Raw genomic sequence first — 16927 nt, 5'->3', positions numbered from 1 at the left:
CCGATGACCGGGAAAATTACAATGACGGTCGTCAGCTAGCAGAATTCCAGCTTACCGGCAAGGCACAAGCATAACATAAGGCGGCGGCATCCGCTTGCAATAGTGCCCGTGACGATCAAACCGTCGCAACGGGATTGGCAGGCGAGCCCACAGCGCCGGGCAACCGGATTGGCGGAGCGGTCAGCAAGAAGCGTGAGCGCCCATTCGCCTTCAGCCAGTTATTGAGCGGCGTCAGGTACCAGAGCTCACCAAGATGGATACCGAGCTTGAACAGGCAATGCTCATGAATGGGCAGAAAGGCGCAGTTGCCATGCCCGGCGCGGGAGGGGTAGGCTTCAACCGCATAATTATCGGCAATCAGCAACGACAATCCGCTATCCGAAATCCAGTTGAGAAGCCTGCCGTCACGCCCATCAAGCGCCGCGCAGGAGTTGTGGAGTTTGTCCTTGTCCGGCTTGCCATCCATGTCCATGATCATCTGGGCAAATCCTGTATGCAGGCAGATCATGTCCCCCTCTTCGATGACGACATTGTCCGTTTCGAGAACCCGCATCAGCCCATCATAACCGACTAACGTTTTCGCGCGGCCGAATGCGCCTTCGAGGTCGATCATGACGCCACGTCCCTGGACGCCGGCCGCCGCCATGTTCTCGATCCCGAGCGCGAGGGCCCGGCTGCCTCCCTCGTCTTCAGGTCCGCGAATATGCTCTCCGCCGCGATAGCCGTTGTAATAGACGATTTCCGCCCTGCCATCGCCATCGGCGTCAAACTCCTGCCCGACATGGGCAAGACTGTCCCATTGTGAAGAATATTGGGTATGCAGGACCACCATGTCGTCGCAGATAACGTCGATCATGTTCGGATCGTCCTGGGAGAGGTTGTAATTCATGTTCGGACGGTTCTGGGATCGCATCGTCGGCGATATTTCCGGCGGATAGCGCCTCGGATTAAGGATATTGCCACCCGGCAGATCGAGAGGCAGGCTGAGACAAAAGCGTTCCCCTGTCTTCACTTCGGCGGCCGCGGCCCGTATTTTTTCCGGCGTGATGAGGTTAAGGCGGCCGATTTGATCGTCCGGTCCGAAATCTCCCCAGTTTGACCCTTCCGGCCGGTTCACCCATCTGGACATATGTTCCCTCCCTCTTGTTATTATTTTGCGAACAGCATAGCTGCAACGGGGGCGACTGCAAAGCCCCTCACCCGCCGAATTGACGTAAGTCCCGCGACCTGTTAGCTCTTTGGAAAAAGCAATGCGAGAATAATAAAAATGAAAAGCGAAACAACGACCGCCCTCAAGATCATTACGACGCTGTCGATTGTCTATCTCGCAAGCAATTTTTATCGCTCGTCCATCGCTGTCATCGCGCCGAACATGATGGACGAAATCGGCCTTTCCCATGAACAGCTTGGTATCGTCGGTGGTATTTTCTTTATCGCCTTTGCCTTTTTCCAGGTTCCAGTCGGCATTTTTCTCGATCGCTATGGCCCGAGGAAAACCATCTGCGGTCTCATGCTGATCGCCGTGATCGGCTCGAGCGGATTCGCCATCGCCTCCGATTTTCTGGAGCTTGCCGCCGCGCGATTCCTGATCGGCGTCGGCTGTGCCCCCGTCCTTATGGGCTCCCTCGTCATCATCTCGCGATGGCTCTCGGCGGAACGGTTTGCCTTTTACGCATCCCTGATCGTCGGAATGGGGGGGCTTGGCAATATCCTTGCGACAACGCCGACGGCATGGCTGACCGACCTTATTGGCTGGCGTGACGTCTTCTGGATCGCGAGCCTGATGACGGCAATGTCCATCATATTCGGATATCTGATCATCAAGGACGCCCCGAAAGGCCACGCCTTTCACAATCGCGAAGTCGAGAGCATGAAGGAAACCATCGGTGGCGTTTTAAAAATCATCAAGTATCGACAGTTTCAGTATATCTTCGCCATCAATCTCGTGATCTATGGAACGATAATGGCAATCGTCGGTCTCTGGGGCGGCAATTATCTGCGGGATATCTATGGTCTCGACCTCGCGGAGCGCGGCAACATCCTGTTCTGGATGACGATAGCGGTGATCGGCGGAAATTTTTTCTACGGGTATCTGGATGGAATATTCCGCGCCCGAAAGCATCTCGTTGCCGCCGCCGCCGTAACCACGATCATCCTGCTGATAATTCTCGCACTCCTGCCCGTCGTCCGCGTTTGGCAGATTTCAACAGTATTGATTCTCTTTAGTTTTTTTGGAAGTTACGGCGTCGTCATCATGTCGCACGGCCGTTCAATTTTTCCGGAGAAACTCCTCGGACGCGGCATCGCCACCTTGAATACGGCGGTGTTTCTCGGCGTCTTCCTGCTGCAGTCGATGGGCGGTTTTATCATCGGCCAATTTGTCAAGAGCGACGGGACTGCCTCGATCGACGCCTATCGAGTCTTTTATTTCAGCCTCGCGGCGATTGTCGCCATCGCGCTGATCATTTACAGCCGGTCGGAGGAATCAAAGAAGGCAAAAAACAAGGCGCCGGAAACCGCCTGAAAAGCGGCCCGGCGCCCGATAGTTTTTGTCTGCCCGCGTCTCCGCCTAATCGCGGTAATTTGCGCCCTTGCGGTCAAGGATGCGCAGCAGGCCCGGCCATTCGAGACCGGACTGGGACGCGCTGATCTTGAACTGGGAGGCGGCATGCTCACAGACTTCGCGGGAGGGAATAATCAACTCCGAATCGCCCGCAAGCGCCTTGATCTGAGACTCACATGATTTCTCAAGATAGAAAATGCGGCGGAAGGCTTCCGGCACCGTACTGCCGACAGTGAGAAGACCGTGGTTGCGGAGGATCATGGCGATACTGTCGCCCATATCCCGAACAAGACGCTCACGCTCATCAAGATCGAGCGCAATCCCCTCATATCCATGGTAGGCAAGTCTGCCATAGAACATCATGGAATGCTGGCTGATCGGCAGCAGGCCCTGCTTTTGTGCCGAGACCGCCATACCGGCTGTGGTATGGGTGTGAAGTACGCATCCGACATCCTCACGCGCCGCATGAATGGCGCTATGAATGGTATAACCGGCCGGATTGATGTTGAACGGCGTATCGTCAAGTATCTTCCCGTCGATATCGACCTTGATGAGGCTGGACGCCGTCATCTCGTCAAAAAAGAGGCCGTAGGGATTGATCAGGAAATGATGGTCACTTCCCGGCACCCGCGCGGAAATATGGGTAAAGACAAGATCGCTCATCCCGTAATGGGCAACAAGGTGATAGCAGGCCGCGAGATTGACCCGCGTTTCCCATTCTTCATCACTGACCTTGCCCTTAAGGCTGGGCACCAGTTTGTTGATTGTATCCACACCCATATCGATTTTCCTTTTTTGTTCGTTAGTTCATATGAGACTTCAGCATGTTTCGCGCAATGACCAACTGCTGGATCTGTGTTGTTCCTTCATATAGGCGGAGCAACCGAACGTCCCGATAGAACCGCTCAACCTTGTATTCCGCCATGTACCCCGCGCCGCCGTGAATCTGGACTGCGCGGTCCGCAATCCTGCCGGCGGCTTCCGTCGTGAACATCTTGCAACAAGCGGCCAGCATAGAGATGTCTTCATTGTTATCATATTTCTTCGCCGCATCCAATGTCATAGCCTTGCCGGCAAACAACTCCGCCTGACTATCGGCAAGCAGCGCCTGAACAAGCTGGAACTCTCCGATCACCGTCCCGAACTGCTTGCGCTCTGCGGCGTAGCCGAGAGCTTCGGCGAGAATCCGTTCCGATATGCCGGTGGAAACCGAGCTCAGATGCAACCGCCCGCGGTCGAGAACCTTCATCGCGGTGTAGAAACCCTGACCCTCGACACCACCAAGAAGCGCAGAGGCCGGAACGCGCGCATCCTCGAAAATGACGTCGCTGGTTTTCGTGCCCCGTTGCCCCATTTTTTCATCCGCCTTGGCGATGGTGACGCCGGGCGTGCTCGGATCGACGAGAAACGCCGAGATCCCTGACGCGCTCTTTTTTGACGAATCCGTTCGCGCCATAACGGTAAGCATCCCGGCGCGCAGCGCATTCGTGATGTATCGTTTCGTGCCGTTGAGAACATAATCTTCGCCGTCTTTGACCGCGACCGTACGCAATGAGGCCGCATCCGATCCCGCTTCCGGTTCAGTAAGACAGAAGGATGACATGATCTCACCGGAGGCAAGCCGTGGCAGATATTGTTTTTTCTGCTCGTCAGTGCCGGTCATGACAAGGCCCTGACTGCCAATGCCGACCGTCGTCCCGATCACGGACCGGAACGCGAGCGACGCCTTGCAAAGCTCGTGAATAATCTCGCATTCCTGTGCCATGCTGAGGCCGAGACCGCCATATTCTTCGGGAATCGACAGGCCGAACAGTCCGAGTTCGCGCATTTCCTGGATTATTTCCTCCGGAACATCGTTTGTCTCCTCAACCGTATCTTCGGCAGGCACCAGCTTTTCTCGAACGAATCGCGTTACAGCATCTTTCATTAATTCAAATGTCTCGATATCAAGAGCCATCTTTTATCCTTCTGTATTCTTCTTATTTTTCAGGTTTTATTTCAGTCCAGTCCGCACATCACTTCGATGTTCCTTGCCAGCGCAACGAGGCGCGGACCCACATTTTCTCGCAAGATGGCTTCTGTTACCAGATATGAAGAGCCCCCGCAATTGAAGGCGACAACGTCGCCGCTGGAATTATCACGGGCGGCCGTGCCCACAGCGCAAAAACTTGAATCCCATTCACCGAGCGACAAACAGTATCCGTATTCGGAGAAATCCTTTTGCGCCGCCTCGAAGCCCTTTTTGATTTCTGACCAGTCCGCGGGATTTTTCCGCCGCACATGATCGAGAAGAAATTGACGTTCGCCTTCCGGAAGCTTGCACAGGAAGGCGCGCCCGATCGATGTGCTGGCAATCGGAAGATAGGAACCGGTCTCCAGCCGGAGGGTGCTCTCGTCTCCACCGCGGGCGGTCTCGACATACATCATATGAAGTCTGACGCGCGTCGCCAGGGCCACGCCCAGACCGACCTGCCGCGCGAAATCATGCATCAGGGGCCGAGCAAGCAGCCGCATCTTGTTGTTGGCGAGAAAGGTGTAACCGAGCGAAAGCACCGCTGGTGAGGGCTCGTACTTGCCGAGGCTCTTGCGGTAGGTCAGATAGCCAAGCTGCAAGAGAGTGCTTGTCAGGCGCGACACCGTCGAACGCGGGAGCTTGGTTCTTTTGGCGAGTTCATTATTGCCGACCGGCCCCTCCCCTGGCCGGAAAGCCTGAAGAATTTGCAGGCCGCGCGCCAGTGACGTCACGAAATGCCGGTCATTATCCGGCGTGGAAATACCCTCAATAAATGTTTTTTCTTCTAGCATTTTCTAACATTGGTAAAAATAGAGCTATATACGAAAAAAACTTGCAGAATTCTGTTCCACTATGCAGAATACCCGCCTATTAGAAAACAAAAAAATAACCATGCTAAGTTTTCCAGGGAGGAAATAATGCGAATAAGTTTAAAACTTTGCGCGGCTGCAGCGGCAGCGGTGTTTGCTTTCTCGTCCGCCGCGTCTGCTGCGGATGTCAAGCTTCCAGACACACTTGCGTGGAGTGCCTACAACACCGGCACAACCGGCTATAACCAGTCCGTCGCAATCGGCAAAGCCTTGAAAGACAAATTTGGCGTCGATTTGCGCGTGATTCCCGGTAAGAACGACATTTCGCGCATGGGTCCGCTGAGGACCGATAAAGTTCAGTTCGTCGCAAATGGTGCCGGAACGTTCTATGCATCCGAAGGCGTATTCGAATTTGCAACGCCGGACTGGGGCCCGCAGAAAGTGCAGCTGCTGGCGTCCGCAACGTCCGATGCCAACCTTTCCGTTGGTGTGGCTGCGGATGCAGGCGTCAAGACCATTGCTGATCTGAAAGGTAAGCGTGTCGGCGTGGTTCGCAGTTCACCGGCTTTGACCATCGGCACCGAAGCCATTCTCGCCTTTGGCGGACTGACATTTGACGACGTCGAAGTTGTTGAATTCGGTGGATACGGCGCCATGTGGAAGGGGATGATTTCCGGTCAGATCGACGCGGCCTTCGCGTCAACCGTCTCCGGACCGACGAAACAGCTGGAAGCGTCGCCACGTGGTATTTACTGGCCGCCGACCCCTGCCGCCGACAAGGAAGGCTGGGACCGTGTCCAGGCTGTCGCACCGTATTTCGTACCGCATGTGGCCGTTCTGGGAACGGGTAATATCTCCAAGGAAACCCCGCATGATGGTGCGGCCTATCCTTACCCGATCCTGATCACCCGCGCGGACCAGGACCCGGAATTGGTCTATTCCATGATCAAGGCCGTTCACTCGGAATATGAAAGCTACAAGGAAGCCTTGCCGGAAATGACCGGTTGGGCACTTGAAAACCAGACCTTCAAATGGGCGGTTCCCTATCACCCGGCTGCCGTCAAATACTGGAAGGAAATTGGCGTCTGGACCGATGAAATGGATGCCCATAACAATAAAATGATGGAACGTCAGGACGTTCTCGCCAACGCTTGGGCGACGATGAAGGACAAGGGTCTTGAAGGCGATGCATTTGCGGCAGAATGGATGAAAGTCCGGGCTGAGGCATTGCAGGCCGCCGGCATGAACCCGATTTTCAAATAATCCTTATCTGTAGAACCTTAAATGGAAATCCAAAAACAAGAGAATGGAGCGGTGGTGCAGCCTGAACTGGCTCGCCACCGTAACCTTTCCCCTCTTTGGCGCGTGATCGTTATTGCGGTCACGATCGTCGTCATACTCCTTGCAATGAACCAGCTGTTCAATGCCGGCTTCTTTGTCGGACATACCTGGCTTGATAATGAATATCAATATGCCTTGTTCGGATTGCTGGTTCCCATTGTTTTTCTGATTTTCCCGGCGACGAGCAAATCGGCCATGGACAGGGTGCCGTGGTACGATATTCTGTTTGCCGTCGTCACATTCGGGTTGCTGGTTTTCTTCTTCATGAAAGCCGCGGCAATTGTCGATTACGGCTGGGAAATGGGCGCGCCGACGGATGTCGTCATTCTCGGATTTATCCTGTGGCTGCTTGTCCTTGAGGGCACCAGACGCGCGGGCGGCACCGCTCTTTTCACCATTGTCGTCATCATTTCGCTCTATCCGCTCTATGCGGATATTATGCCTGGACCAATATCCGGACTTGGAAGTAATCTCGCGGATACCACCGCATACCATGTGTTCAGTGCGGAGAGTATGCTTGGCATTCCGATGCAGGCGCTCGCCAATCTCGTGATCGGATTCCTGATTTTCGGGGTTGCACTGACTCAGACGGGCGGCGGTAAATTCTTTATCGATCTCGCCTTCGCCGCCTTGGGGCATGTGCGTGGCGGTCCGGCCAAAGTGGCTATTTTCTCATCGGGCCTGATGGGCTCAATGAGCGGCAGCGTGATCTCCAACGTGATCACGACCGGCGTCATGACCATTCCGGCCATGCGGAAGACCGGATTTCGCGCATCCTATGCTGCAGGCGTCGAGGCCTGTGCGTCGACCGGCGGCGTTCTCATGCCTCCGATCATGGGCTCGACGGCTTTCATTATGGCGGTGTTCCTGAACATCCCCTATATCACGATCGCGATTGCCGCGATTGTCCCGTCAGTCCTTTATTATCTCGCCCTGTTTATTCAGATCGACGCCTACGCGGCGCGGCACAATATGCCCGGCCTGCCGAGGGACCAGCTTCCGAAGCTTGGCGAAACCTTCCGCAAGGGCTGGCACTTCATTGCAGTTTTCGTCCTGCTGATCGTGATGCTGGTCTATCTCAAGCAGGAAGTCCTGGCGCCGTTTTACGCAACGGGCCTGCTGATTCTCATCAACCAGATTTTTTCACCGGATCGGTGGGGAATGAAGGAATTCTGGGAGTTTATTCTGGCCTCCGGCAAGCTGCTCGCGGAAATCGCGGCAATTCTCGTCGGTGTCGGACTGATCGTCGGCGCCCTTTCCATCACCGGCATGGCTGGAACCCTGGTCAATGATCTGATCTTCATGGCCGGCGGCGACATTCTCGTCCTGCTGTTGATGGGCGCGATAACCAGCTTCATCATGGGCATTGGTATGACCGTGACCGCCGCCTACATCTTTCTCGCCATTGTCCTTGCGCCCGCGCTGGTGCAGGGCGGGCTTGATCCGATGTCGGTGCATCTGTTCATCCTTTACTGGGGGATGGTCTCCTTCATCACGCCACCGGTGGCGCTTGGCGCTTTTGCGGCGGCGTCGATTGCGGGCGCCAACCCGATGCGGACCGGTCTTGAAGCGATGCGGCTGGGATCGATCATCTATTTCGTTCCCTTCTTCTTTGTGCTGGATCCCGCCTTTATCTTTCACGGTGAATTGAGCCGGACGGCGCTCCTGTTCGTTTGCGCCGTCGGCGGGGTTATTCTCGTCGCCAGTTCGCTGCAAGGATATCTTGTCTGGGTCGGAAACCTCCATCGCCATCCGGTGCTCGGCTGGCCGATCAGGGGATTGATCCTTATCGGCGGCCTTGCTCTTGCAACGCCGGGCGGAAGCGAGTTGATCCCTTTCAGCGATCTGGAACTTGCGCTATTTGCGCTCGTCACCGCCGGATCCGCGGCGCTTCTCGCCTTTTTCATCGATAGACGGGCAAAAGCGGCGATGGTGCTTTAACGCCCGAAGGATATTCCGAAGAAACGCCCGCCGGATCTCCGGCGGGCGTTTTTATTAAGGGGGTGACGCGTCGCTCTTCGCTTGCGACCGTGGGGTCCGCATCGTATTCTGCGGCGACGTATTTCTTTCATGGCAAGCAGGCTGTTCATATGAAACGTATTTTAACGATTGCGATGGTCGGGATCGCCGCCCTTTTCTGCATCGCCATCGTCACCGTCTATCTCTCGATCGGATCGGTTATCACGACGAGCGTCGAGAAATATGGAAGCGCCATCACACAAACCGCCGTAACCCTCCGCGATGCGGATTTTTCACCGTCGAGCGGAGACGCCTCCCTCCTCGATCTTTCGGTGGCAAACCCGGCCGGCTTTTCTGCAAAAACCGCTCTTCTTGCACCCCGCATAGAAATCCAGATCGACCCTCAAACCGTCGGTGAAGGCGTCATGGTAATCAAGAGAATGGAAATCGAGGCCCCGGAGATTACCTATGAGATAAACCAATCCGGCGACAATCTCCGTGCGCTTCGCGCCCAGATCGGAGAAGCCGTGGCGGCGGAAAAGCAGGGTTCCTTTCCTGATGATAAGGCTGGCTCTCCGACGAAATTCATTATCAATGATTTGTATATCTCGAATGGCGTCGTCGTTGTGGAAGCCGAAGGTCTCACAGGAAAAAGAACGACCGCTATCATGAAAAACGTGCATCTTGAAGACGTCGGCCGCGATGAAAATGGCCTCGCCCCTGCCGCGCTTGTCGACAAGCTGTATGCGCCAATCCTACAGGCAGTAACAATTGCCGCTCTCTCGACGGATCTCAATTTGTCCGATCAGGCGCTCAACATTCTTCGCGCTGCCAGCGACGAGACGGAAGAAGCCATCAGCCGCCTTCGAGAACTCCTCGAAAATTAGAGTTGCCGCTCCTTGCGCGAGCAGGCATAACAGGGGCTATAACAACTGTTCGTTAGGGCCAGGCTGTGACAGAAAACGCTACCTCACGAGAAGAAAGTCTGCACCGGAGTGACAACCGCCGCCAGGAACTGATGGCGGCGGCGGCGCATTTATTTAACCAGCGCGGATATGACGCCACCTCCATGCGGGACATCGCGCGGGAAGCGGGGATGCTTGCCGGCTCCATGTATTACCACTTTTCCTCCAAAGACGACCTGATCGTCGCCACTTATGAAGAAGGCAAAAGGCTTATCAGTACAGCGGTGATCGAGGCAATTGAAGGGGTTGACGATCCATGGGAACGACTGACCCGGGCGGCGGTCGCCCATATGAATACCCTTTTCGGCGGCAACAATTTTTCAATTCTGCTCTGCGCGGACATTTCCCGAACTGCACCGACATTGCGAAGCCGCCTCATCGAAATTCGCGACAGCTACGACAAGCTGTTCATGGACCTGATAGAGGATCTTCCGCTTGCCGAGGATGTTGACAAGGGCCTGCTCCGCTTGAGCCTGCTCGGTTCGCTTAACTGGTCGAGCAGCTGGTACCGCCCCGGTGGCCAGACGCCCGCACAGATCGGCGCCTTTTTCGTGCGCATTATGAAAGACGGCCTTTCCTGAAATCCCCTCCGCCTATTTTCACATTATTTTTATGTGATTAATTTATTTCACAATATTTTGTAGAAAATTATATTGCGTTTTACCTAAAAAAAACTATATCTAACGGGGATAAGATGGCTGCCGGCCCGAGTATGGGCGAAAAACTCCGGCAACGGGACCGTATCGCCTCACAAATTGTTGTTGATACAGCAAATGATGATATAGGCCGTTGATTGCTGTTACGAAATATGGCTAAACTAAAGGCATTCGGCGGTGTTAGAGCATTTCCCACCCCATTTGCATAACGCGAGTAGGAAAGTTGAACGAACTAAAAATAAAGACAGAGATCTCCGCCGTTCCCCGGAAGGAGATTTCATCCGTCGTCATCCGCTTCGCTGGCGACTCGGGCGACGGCATTCAGATTACCGGCAGTCGATTTACTGATACAACAGCATTGGCCGGCAACGACCTCGCAACCTTTCCCGATTTTCCGGCTGAAATCCGGGCGCCCGTCGGAACGACGTTCGGCGTCTCGGCATTTCAGATCAATTTCGGCTCTCGACGTATTGAGACTGCTGGCGATGACCCGGATGTTCTCGTCGCTCTGAATCCGGCAGCATTGATGGTCAACCTCGCGCGGCTCAAACCGGGTGGAATGATAATTGTCGACAGCGGAACCTTCAGCGATCGTAACTTGAAGAAGGCCGGCTACCTGGCCAATCCGCTTGAGGACGGTTCGCTTTCCGCATATTCGGTTGTCGATATCGATATCACGAAACATGTTCTGGAATCGGTGAAGGAATTCGGCCTCACGCAAAAAGAGGGATTGCGGTGCAAGAACTTCTGGGTGCTGGGTCTGGTTTACTGGATTTACGGGCGCGACCGCAGCGACACCATCGACTGGCTCCGCCGGAAATTCGCCAAGCGTCCGGAAATCGCCGATGCCAATATCGCAGCACTCAACGCCGGCCACATCTTTGGCGAAGCATCGGAAGTCAGCGGACTTACGCATCTCTACACCATTCCTGCGGCAGAAATGCCGCATGGCCTATACCGTACGGTCACGGGCGGTGAAGCTCTCGCCTGGGGATTGGTTGCGGGTGCGGAGCTTGCAAATTTGAAGATTTTCTTTGGGTCCTATCCGATCACTCCGGCATCACCGGTGCTTCACACGCTTGCGAAAATGAAGCAGTTCGGCGTGAAGACCTTCCAGGCGGAGGATGAGATCGCGGCGGTCTGCTCTGCCATCGGCGCTTCTTACGCGGGTTCACTCGGCATTACGTCCTCTTCCGGTCCCGGCATTGCCCTGAAAGGCGAGGCCATCGGTCTTGCCATCTCGACGGAGCTGCCGCTGATTATCGTCAATTCGCAGCGGGCAGGACCCTCTACCGGCATGCCGACAAAAACCGAGCAGTCGGACCTGTATCAGGCTGTTTACGGCCGTAATGGCGATGCACCGGTTGTCGTGTTGGCGGCTCACGGACCATCCGATTGTTTCGATGTCGCGATTGAAGCCTGCCGCCTGGCGACAAAATATATGACGCCTGTGATGCTCCTGACCGACGGATATATCGGCAATGCCGCGGAGCCATGGCTGATCCCGTCAGTTGCTGACCGCACGCCCTTCCCGATCCGGTTTGAGACAAACCCCGAGGGATTTGCGCCCTTTAACCGCAATCCCGAAACCCTCGCGCGCCAATGGGCCGTTCCGGGCACTCCGGGTCTTGAACATCGCATCGGCGGCATCGAGAAGGAAGACGGTTCGGGCAACATTTCCTACGAGCCCGCCAACCATCAGCGGATGACGGATCTGCGACGGGACAAGATCCTGAATATCGCCAATGATATCCCTGAGCAGACGGTCGAAAGTGGCGAAAGCAGTGGTGCGCTCGCAGTCGTCGGCTGGGGATCGACCTACGGGCCGATCAGCCGGGCCGTCGATAACAAACTGGCGGAAGGGAAGAAGGTTTCCCATATCCATCTCCGCCATATCTGGCCGCTTCCCCGAAATCTCGGCGACCTTCTTCGCGGATTTGACAAGGTAATTGTTCCGGAAATGAACGATGGGCAATTGAAAACTGTCCTTCGTGATCAATATCTGATCGATGCGCAACCGCTCACCAAAGTGACCGGGCAGCCGTTCAAGATTTCCGAAATTGAACGTGCCATCGACGCGGCATTGGAGAACTGACATGAATATTGCCGTTACAAAAGAGAAAATGAAACCGACCGACTTTGCGTCTGATCAGGAAGTGCGCTGGTGCCCGGGCTGCGGTGACTATGCCATTTTGAAGGCAGTCCAACGGACATTGCCCGATCTCGACACGCCGAAGGAAAATTATGTTTTCGTTTCGGGCATCGGATGTTCTTCCCGCTTCCCTTATTATATGTCGACCTATGGCTTCCATACGATCCATGGGCGGGCGCCGGCATTCGCGACCGGTATCAAGATAGCCAATCCGGAACTTGATGTCTGGATGGTGACGGGCGACGGCGACGGATTCAGCATTGGCGGCAATCACATGCTGCATGTCTTGCGGCGCAATGTCGATCTTCAGATCCTGCTCTGCAATAACGAAATCTATGGTCTGACGAAAGGCCAGTATTCACCGACATCGGAAGTGGGATTACGCACGCCCTCCTCTCCGGACGGATCGGTCGATACGCCCCTGAAGCCACTTGTCTTTACCCTGGGGGCCGGCGCGCGCTTTGCCGCCCGGGCCTATGATACGCAGAAAACGCTTCCCGAGGTCCTGAAACGGGCCCATGCCCATAAAGGCACGTCGCTTGTCGAAATCCTGCAGAACTGCATCGTCTATAATGACGCGGTCTTTGACAATGTTCTCGCCCGCGACGTCGCGGCGGAAAAGCAGCTCCATGTCGAACATGGCAAGCCGCTGATTTTCGGGGCGGAGAAAAACAAGGGAATCCGCCTGAATGCCAGGACGCTAACGCTTGAAGCGGTCACCATCGGCGAAAACGGCGTAACGGAGGAGGACATCCTCGTCCATGATGAAACCAACCGCTCGCTCGCGACATTGATCGCCGCCATGGATGGTCATGACCTGCCCATGGCCTTCGGCGTGATCTATTGCGACCCCGCCCCGACCTATGAAGCGGGGATCGAGGCGAAGCTCGACGCGGCGAAAGCCTCTGGCACGCCATCGCTCGACGCCCTTCTCCGTCAGGGGCATACCTGGCAGGCCTAGTAGCCCGGTTATAAGGATAGAAGGGCCGGCCACCGCAAGGCCGGCCTTTTCTTTGCTTCTCCAGAAAAATTAACGTAGCCTGCACCCATGGTAGAGAAAGATCCCCGGAAAATACTGCTTGCGCGGCGCGCCGAAATACTCGACGTCATGACATCGAGCACCGATGACGCCCGGCCGGTCGAACTCGACCAGGCCCGCGTCGGTCGCCTGTCGCGGATGGATGCGCTGCAGGGCCAGGCCATGGCCCAGGAAACGGAACGCCGACGCAAAAACGAGCTGACCCGCATCGACGCCGCGCTCGACCGCGTCGACAGCGGCGATTACGGATATTGCGTGAATTGTGGTGAGGAGATTTCCGAAAAGCGCCTTGCGCTTGACCCCAGCGCGCCGCTCTGCATTGACTGCGCCAGCAGCTAAATTAAAATCAACCTAGTCCTGGCGCTTGGACGAGGATGACATATTCCGGCGGCTTTTCCGTTGCAGATAGTTTAACCCGGCAACGATCGCCCAAATCGGCACCACGACGACCGCCCCGAGCAGGATATAATCCGCCGCCCAGCCCACTGTCTCCAGCGCCATCGAGTATATCTGCCCGATCGTGCCGGTCAGATCTTTCAGCAGATCAATCGGCGTAATGTCAAATAATGTCAAAGCCCAGCCGACAGCGAAAGACGCGAGCACCAGCTTTATAATAATTGAGACAATATTTTTTGGCATTAACAGCCCTCAATATTTATTACGATCGCGTCCCATAAGCCTATGGTTACATGCAATCATATAGTTGTCGCCCGCATGATAGCCAGAATTTATTTCCTGTGAACTTATACAGTTGGAAATGCTGGCGCGGGCAGGTAGTGTATAATCCTGTTTTGCACATTTTGTGACTGTTGTTATAGTATGCGGCGTGGTCCCATATTGGAGACGAGTAAATGTCTTTGAAGTTTCGTATCCCCGCCGGGGAGAAGATTATCGTCAACGGTGCCGTTCTCACCAACACGAGCAGCAAGGCGATGCATTTTTCGCTCGAGAATGATGCGTCGATCATGCGTGAGAGGGATATCCTTCTTCCGGAGCATGTAAAAACACCGTTTGAGAATGTCTATCTATATGTCCAGCTCATGTATATAGAGCCGGATAATCACGACGCGCATCACAAAAGTTTCCAGGACGCGGCGCAGATTGCTTTCCTCTCCACACACGATAACAAGGAGCGCAACCTGGTTTTTGAAGTCGTGGGCCTTATTGGCGAGAAAAACTACTACTCCGCCCTCAAACTTTTGCAGAAATATTTTAAATCGATTGAATCGAAGGCGGAAGAATCGGCAGACTAGCCGTTTGTTTTTTCGCCTGCGGGCTCTCCTGATTCAGCATTGTCGCCGGTGGTTCAACACCGGCCATTTAGCTTGGGCGGAAATTCGCGAGGGCTCCGGATAAAAAAAATCCCGAACGCAAGAGGGCAAATTTCCTCGTATATCAAAGCATTTGTGCGGTTTTCGCCCCCCTGCCGCCGTAACCAATCGATAAGGAGGCCGTAAAAAAAATCCTCATTAATCTTTTGTTAGGAAATGGGATGGATAGTCAGGGCACGGTTTCGAAGCAGACCGGGGCTCAAAAGAGCCGTTCCGTCGCAGATGCGACAACTCTAGAATGAGGAAAAGATACTATGTCTTCTATTAATACCAACGCCAGTTCAATGGCAGCTCTGCGTACCCTTAACATGACGCAGAAATCTCTCGGACAAGTTCAGTCACAGCTCGAAACAGGTCTGCGTGTCAGCAGCGCAAAAGATGCTCCGGCAACTTTCGTGATTGCTCAGGGCATGCGTGCCGACATCGGCGCTTTGAATGCAATTTCCGAAGGTATCGCTTTCGGTCAGGCTACGATTGGTATGGCCATGGCCGGTGCAACCGCCATTTCCGATCAGCTTACAACGCTGAAAGGCCTGTTTACTCAGGCGAAAAACGAAGGTCTTGATGCCTCTGCAATTCAGGATCAGGTTACGGAAGTTCTGGCTCAGATCGACGCGATCACCAGCACGTCTGCCTTTAACGGTGTGAACCTGTTGACGGCAACGGCAACGACGCTGACGGTCGCTACGGGTCTTGGTGCAACTGACAACATCACTTTCACCAACATCGACCTAACGTCTACGACCGGTCTTGCTCTTAACACCATCGACGCGACGGATACGGCAAACCTCGATACGCATCTTGCGACCATCGACGCCGCCATCGCAACCAATGGTACGGCTCTGACCAGCATTGGTACATTCGCCAATCGTCTTGATGACCAGGGTGAATTTACCCAGCTTCTGACCGACACGATGAAAGAAGGCCTTGGCGTTCTCGTCGATGCCGACATGGCAGAAGTTGCTGCTGAGCTGACTGCTTTGCAGACCAAGGAACAGCTCAACATCCAGTCTCTCAGCATCGCCAACTCGGCACCGCAGAGTATTCTGGCCCTGTTCCGTTAAAATTAAGTCCCTACACGGAAAGGCGGCTCATTCGGGCCGCCTTTTCTGTTAACCTCCTGTTCATGATTTCTCAGATATACTGAGTGGAACGGAATTTCCTTTTTCCTTGGGTTTAACGATGCAACTTTCAACGGATAGTTCGCTGCTCTGGTACAAGCTTTCAACCAGCTTGAAAGATGCGCATTTGAAAACTTTCGAAGCGCAGCCGACCGTCAAGCGCGATATTGCGACGTTCAACGAAGATATCGGCGAGATCAAGTCGGTGGACGATCTGATGAAGAACCGCCGCGTTCTGACCATGGTGCTCTCGGCTTTTCAGCTTGAAAGTGAAATCGACAAACCGGCGATGGTCCGCAAGATACTGACGGAAAATCCAGCAGATGAAGACAGCCTCGTCAATAGACTAGCGGAACCGCGTTGGGCGAAACTGGCGTCGGCAATGTACGGGTTGAATGCCAACCCCGATTTTTTCCAGAACCAGTCGAATGTAGATGCAATCCTTGCCGGATACAAAACCAATGAATTCGAGAAATTCGAAGGTGAGAATGCGGATGGCGTTCGTGAAGCCCTGTACTTCAAGCGGCTTGCCGGAGATGTCGACGCACTGTCGCAGATCATGGCGGACAAAACGCTGATGCATGTCGTCCGGGTCGGCCTTGGCCTGCCAGAAAGCTTCCAGAGCCTGTCCTACGAGCAACAGCGGGACCGCCTGGAAAAGCAGATTAATATCGAGGATTTCAAGGATCCCGAGAAAATCGAAAAGATGGTCCAGAGATTTCTGGTGTATACGGAAATCAACAACACTGACCCGACCGCCAATCCGATGCTGTCCCTGTTCCAGCCGATCTCAACAGACAATAGCTTTGTCGGTCCGCAACCAATCCAGATAGACCTGTTCGTCTGAACGGCCAACTTCCGGATAACCTTGCAAATTTGTCCCTGCAACGGGGCAGATCTTTCTTAGCAGAGAAAAAAATTCCCACCTGACGCGACAATGCCGGCTTTCCCGGCCCACCGAAATCTCCCTACTTTCT

At 54.6% G+C, this 16927-nt stretch carries 16 protein-coding genes; 11 read left to right on the top strand and 5 right to left on the bottom strand.

What is annotated here, in order from left to right; all coding sequences use genetic code 11:
- Positions 1-115: 115 nt before the first annotated feature.
- The gene (locus tag GQF03_RS05955; protein ID WP_161338298.1) at positions 116-1129 is read right to left on the bottom strand and encodes a cyclase family protein; all 1014 of its coding nucleotides are present in this window, start codon (positions 1127-1129) and stop codon (positions 116-118) included.
- Positions 1130-1267: 138 nt separating this feature from the next.
- Between GQF03_RS05955 and GQF03_RS05950 the strand changes: the two genes are divergently transcribed.
- On the top strand, positions 1268-2524 hold the full coding sequence (locus GQF03_RS05950; RefSeq protein ID WP_161338297.1) for an MFS transporter: 1257 nt from the start codon (positions 1268-1270) through the stop codon (positions 2522-2524).
- A gap of 45 nt (positions 2525-2569) precedes the next feature.
- Here GQF03_RS05950 and GQF03_RS05945 read toward each other — a convergent pair whose 3' ends face one another.
- Genes GQF03_RS05945 through GQF03_RS05935 form a run of 3 tightly spaced genes read right to left on the bottom strand, consistent with a single transcriptional unit; the run spans position 2570 to position 5368 of the window.
- Positions 2570-3343, bottom strand: coding sequence for a class II aldolase/adducin family protein (locus GQF03_RS05945; protein WP_161338296.1), 774 nt, complete (start codon positions 3341-3343; stop codon positions 2570-2572).
- Between the two features lie 22 nt (positions 3344-3365).
- Positions 3366-4520: an acyl-CoA dehydrogenase family protein gene (locus tag GQF03_RS05940; protein ID WP_161338295.1), complete on the bottom strand. Its 1155-nt coding sequence runs from the start codon at positions 4518-4520 to the stop codon at positions 3366-3368.
- Between the two features lie 41 nt (positions 4521-4561).
- Positions 4562-5368 (bottom strand): IclR family transcriptional regulator, encoded by an 807-nt coding sequence (locus tag GQF03_RS05935; protein ID WP_161338294.1) that lies wholly within the window; start codon positions 5366-5368, stop codon positions 4562-4564.
- A gap of 126 nt (positions 5369-5494) precedes the next feature.
- On the opposite strand from GQF03_RS05935, the gene GQF03_RS05930 reads away from it, so the two are divergent.
- From GQF03_RS05930 to GQF03_RS05900, 7 genes are all read left to right on the top strand, one after another.
- Positions 5495-6649, top strand: coding sequence for a TAXI family TRAP transporter solute-binding subunit (locus GQF03_RS05930; RefSeq protein ID WP_161338293.1), 1155 nt, complete (start codon positions 5495-5497; stop codon positions 6647-6649).
- Positions 6650-6670: 21 nt separating this feature from the next.
- On the top strand, positions 6671-8668 hold the full coding sequence (locus GQF03_RS05925; RefSeq protein ID WP_161338292.1) for a TRAP transporter permease: 1998 nt from the start codon (positions 6671-6673) through the stop codon (positions 8666-8668).
- 149 nt (positions 8669-8817) lie between these two features.
- The gene (locus tag GQF03_RS05920; protein WP_161338291.1) at positions 8818-9573 is read left to right on the top strand and encodes an AsmA family protein; all 756 of its coding nucleotides are present in this window, start codon (positions 8818-8820) and stop codon (positions 9571-9573) included.
- A gap of 65 nt (positions 9574-9638) precedes the next feature.
- On the top strand, positions 9639-10232 hold the full coding sequence (locus GQF03_RS05915; RefSeq protein ID WP_161338290.1) for a TetR family transcriptional regulator: 594 nt from the start codon (positions 9639-9641) through the stop codon (positions 10230-10232).
- A gap of 298 nt (positions 10233-10530) precedes the next feature.
- A complete protein-coding gene (locus GQF03_RS05910; protein WP_161338289.1) occupies positions 10531-12402 on the top strand; it encodes a 2-oxoacid:acceptor oxidoreductase subunit alpha in 1872 nt (623 codons plus the stop codon).
- Position 12403: 1 nt separating this feature from the next.
- Positions 12404-13420, top strand: coding sequence for a 2-oxoacid:ferredoxin oxidoreductase subunit beta (locus GQF03_RS05905; RefSeq protein WP_161338288.1), 1017 nt, complete (start codon positions 12404-12406; stop codon positions 13418-13420).
- 87 nt (positions 13421-13507) lie between these two features.
- The gene (locus GQF03_RS05900) at positions 13508-13837 is read left to right on the top strand and encodes a TraR/DksA family transcriptional regulator (protein ID WP_161338287.1); all 330 of its coding nucleotides are present in this window, start codon (positions 13508-13510) and stop codon (positions 13835-13837) included.
- Between the two features lie 12 nt (positions 13838-13849).
- Here GQF03_RS05900 and GQF03_RS05895 read toward each other — a convergent pair whose 3' ends face one another.
- The gene (locus tag GQF03_RS05895; RefSeq protein WP_161338286.1) at positions 13850-14137 is read right to left on the bottom strand and encodes a DUF6460 domain-containing protein; all 288 of its coding nucleotides are present in this window, start codon (positions 14135-14137) and stop codon (positions 13850-13852) included.
- A 212-nt stretch (positions 14138-14349) separates the two neighbouring features.
- On the opposite strand from GQF03_RS05895, the gene GQF03_RS05890 reads away from it, so the two are divergent.
- The 3 genes from GQF03_RS05890 (at position 14350) to GQF03_RS05880 (ending at position 16797) form a co-directional block, all read left to right on the top strand.
- Positions 14350-14751, top strand: a complete 402-nt coding sequence (locus tag GQF03_RS05890) for a flagellar biosynthesis repressor FlbT (protein WP_161338285.1) — start codon at positions 14350-14352, stop codon at positions 14749-14751.
- A gap of 332 nt (positions 14752-15083) precedes the next feature.
- On the top strand, positions 15084-15893 hold the full coding sequence (locus GQF03_RS05885) for a flagellin N-terminal helical domain-containing protein (protein WP_161338284.1): 810 nt from the start codon (positions 15084-15086) through the stop codon (positions 15891-15893).
- 118 nt (positions 15894-16011) lie between these two features.
- Positions 16012-16797, top strand: a complete 786-nt coding sequence (locus GQF03_RS05880) for a DUF1217 domain-containing protein (protein WP_161338283.1) — start codon at positions 16012-16014, stop codon at positions 16795-16797.
- Positions 16798-16927: the final 130 nt, after the last annotated feature.

Source organism: Sneathiella chungangensis (assembly GCF_009882935.1).
GTDB classification, from domain to species: domain Bacteria; phylum Pseudomonadota; class Alphaproteobacteria; order Sneathiellales; family Sneathiellaceae; genus Sneathiella; species Sneathiella chungangensis.
This window is presented reverse-complemented; position numbering and strand designations above follow the sequence as displayed.

Bases quoted from the DNA above. Each gene is read 5' to 3' on its own strand.
- GQF03_RS05885 (WP_161338284.1), top strand. From the start codon at position 15,084: ATGTCTTCTATTAATACCAACGCCAGTTCAATGGCAGCTCTGCGTACC.
- GQF03_RS05930 (WP_161338293.1), top strand. From the start codon at position 5,495: ATGCGAATAAGTTTAAAACTTTGCGCGGCTGCAGCGGCAGCGGTGTTT.
- GQF03_RS05880 (WP_161338283.1), top strand. From the start codon at position 16,012: ATGCAACTTTCAACGGATAGTTCGCTGCTCTGGTACAAGCTTTCAACC.
- GQF03_RS05925 (WP_161338292.1), top strand. From the start codon at position 6,671: ATGGAAATCCAAAAACAAGAGAATGGAGCGGTGGTGCAGCCTGAACTG.
- GQF03_RS05900 (WP_161338287.1), top strand. From the start codon at position 13,508: ATGGTAGAGAAAGATCCCCGGAAAATACTGCTTGCGCGGCGCGCCGAA.
- GQF03_RS05935 (WP_161338294.1), bottom strand. From the start codon at position 5,368: ATGCTAGAAGAAAAAACATTTATTGAGGGTATTTCCACGCCGGATAAT.
- GQF03_RS05945 (WP_161338296.1), bottom strand. From the start codon at position 3,343: ATGGGTGTGGATACAATCAACAAACTGGTGCCCAGCCTTAAGGGCAAG.
- GQF03_RS05955 (WP_161338298.1), bottom strand. From the start codon at position 1,129: ATGTCCAGATGGGTGAACCGGCCGGAAGGGTCAAACTGGGGAGATTTC.
- GQF03_RS05890 (WP_161338285.1), top strand. From the start codon at position 14,350: ATGTCTTTGAAGTTTCGTATCCCCGCCGGGGAGAAGATTATCGTCAAC.
- GQF03_RS05905 (WP_161338288.1), top strand. From the start codon at position 12,404: ATGAATATTGCCGTTACAAAAGAGAAAATGAAACCGACCGACTTTGCG.
- GQF03_RS05950 (WP_161338297.1), top strand. From the start codon at position 1,268: ATGAAAAGCGAAACAACGACCGCCCTCAAGATCATTACGACGCTGTCG.
- GQF03_RS05895 (WP_161338286.1), bottom strand. From the start codon at position 14,137: ATGCCAAAAAATATTGTCTCAATTATTATAAAGCTGGTGCTCGCGTCT.
- GQF03_RS05940 (WP_161338295.1), bottom strand. From the start codon at position 4,520: ATGGCTCTTGATATCGAGACATTTGAATTAATGAAAGATGCTGTAACG.
- GQF03_RS05920 (WP_161338291.1), top strand. From the start codon at position 8,818: ATGAAACGTATTTTAACGATTGCGATGGTCGGGATCGCCGCCCTTTTC.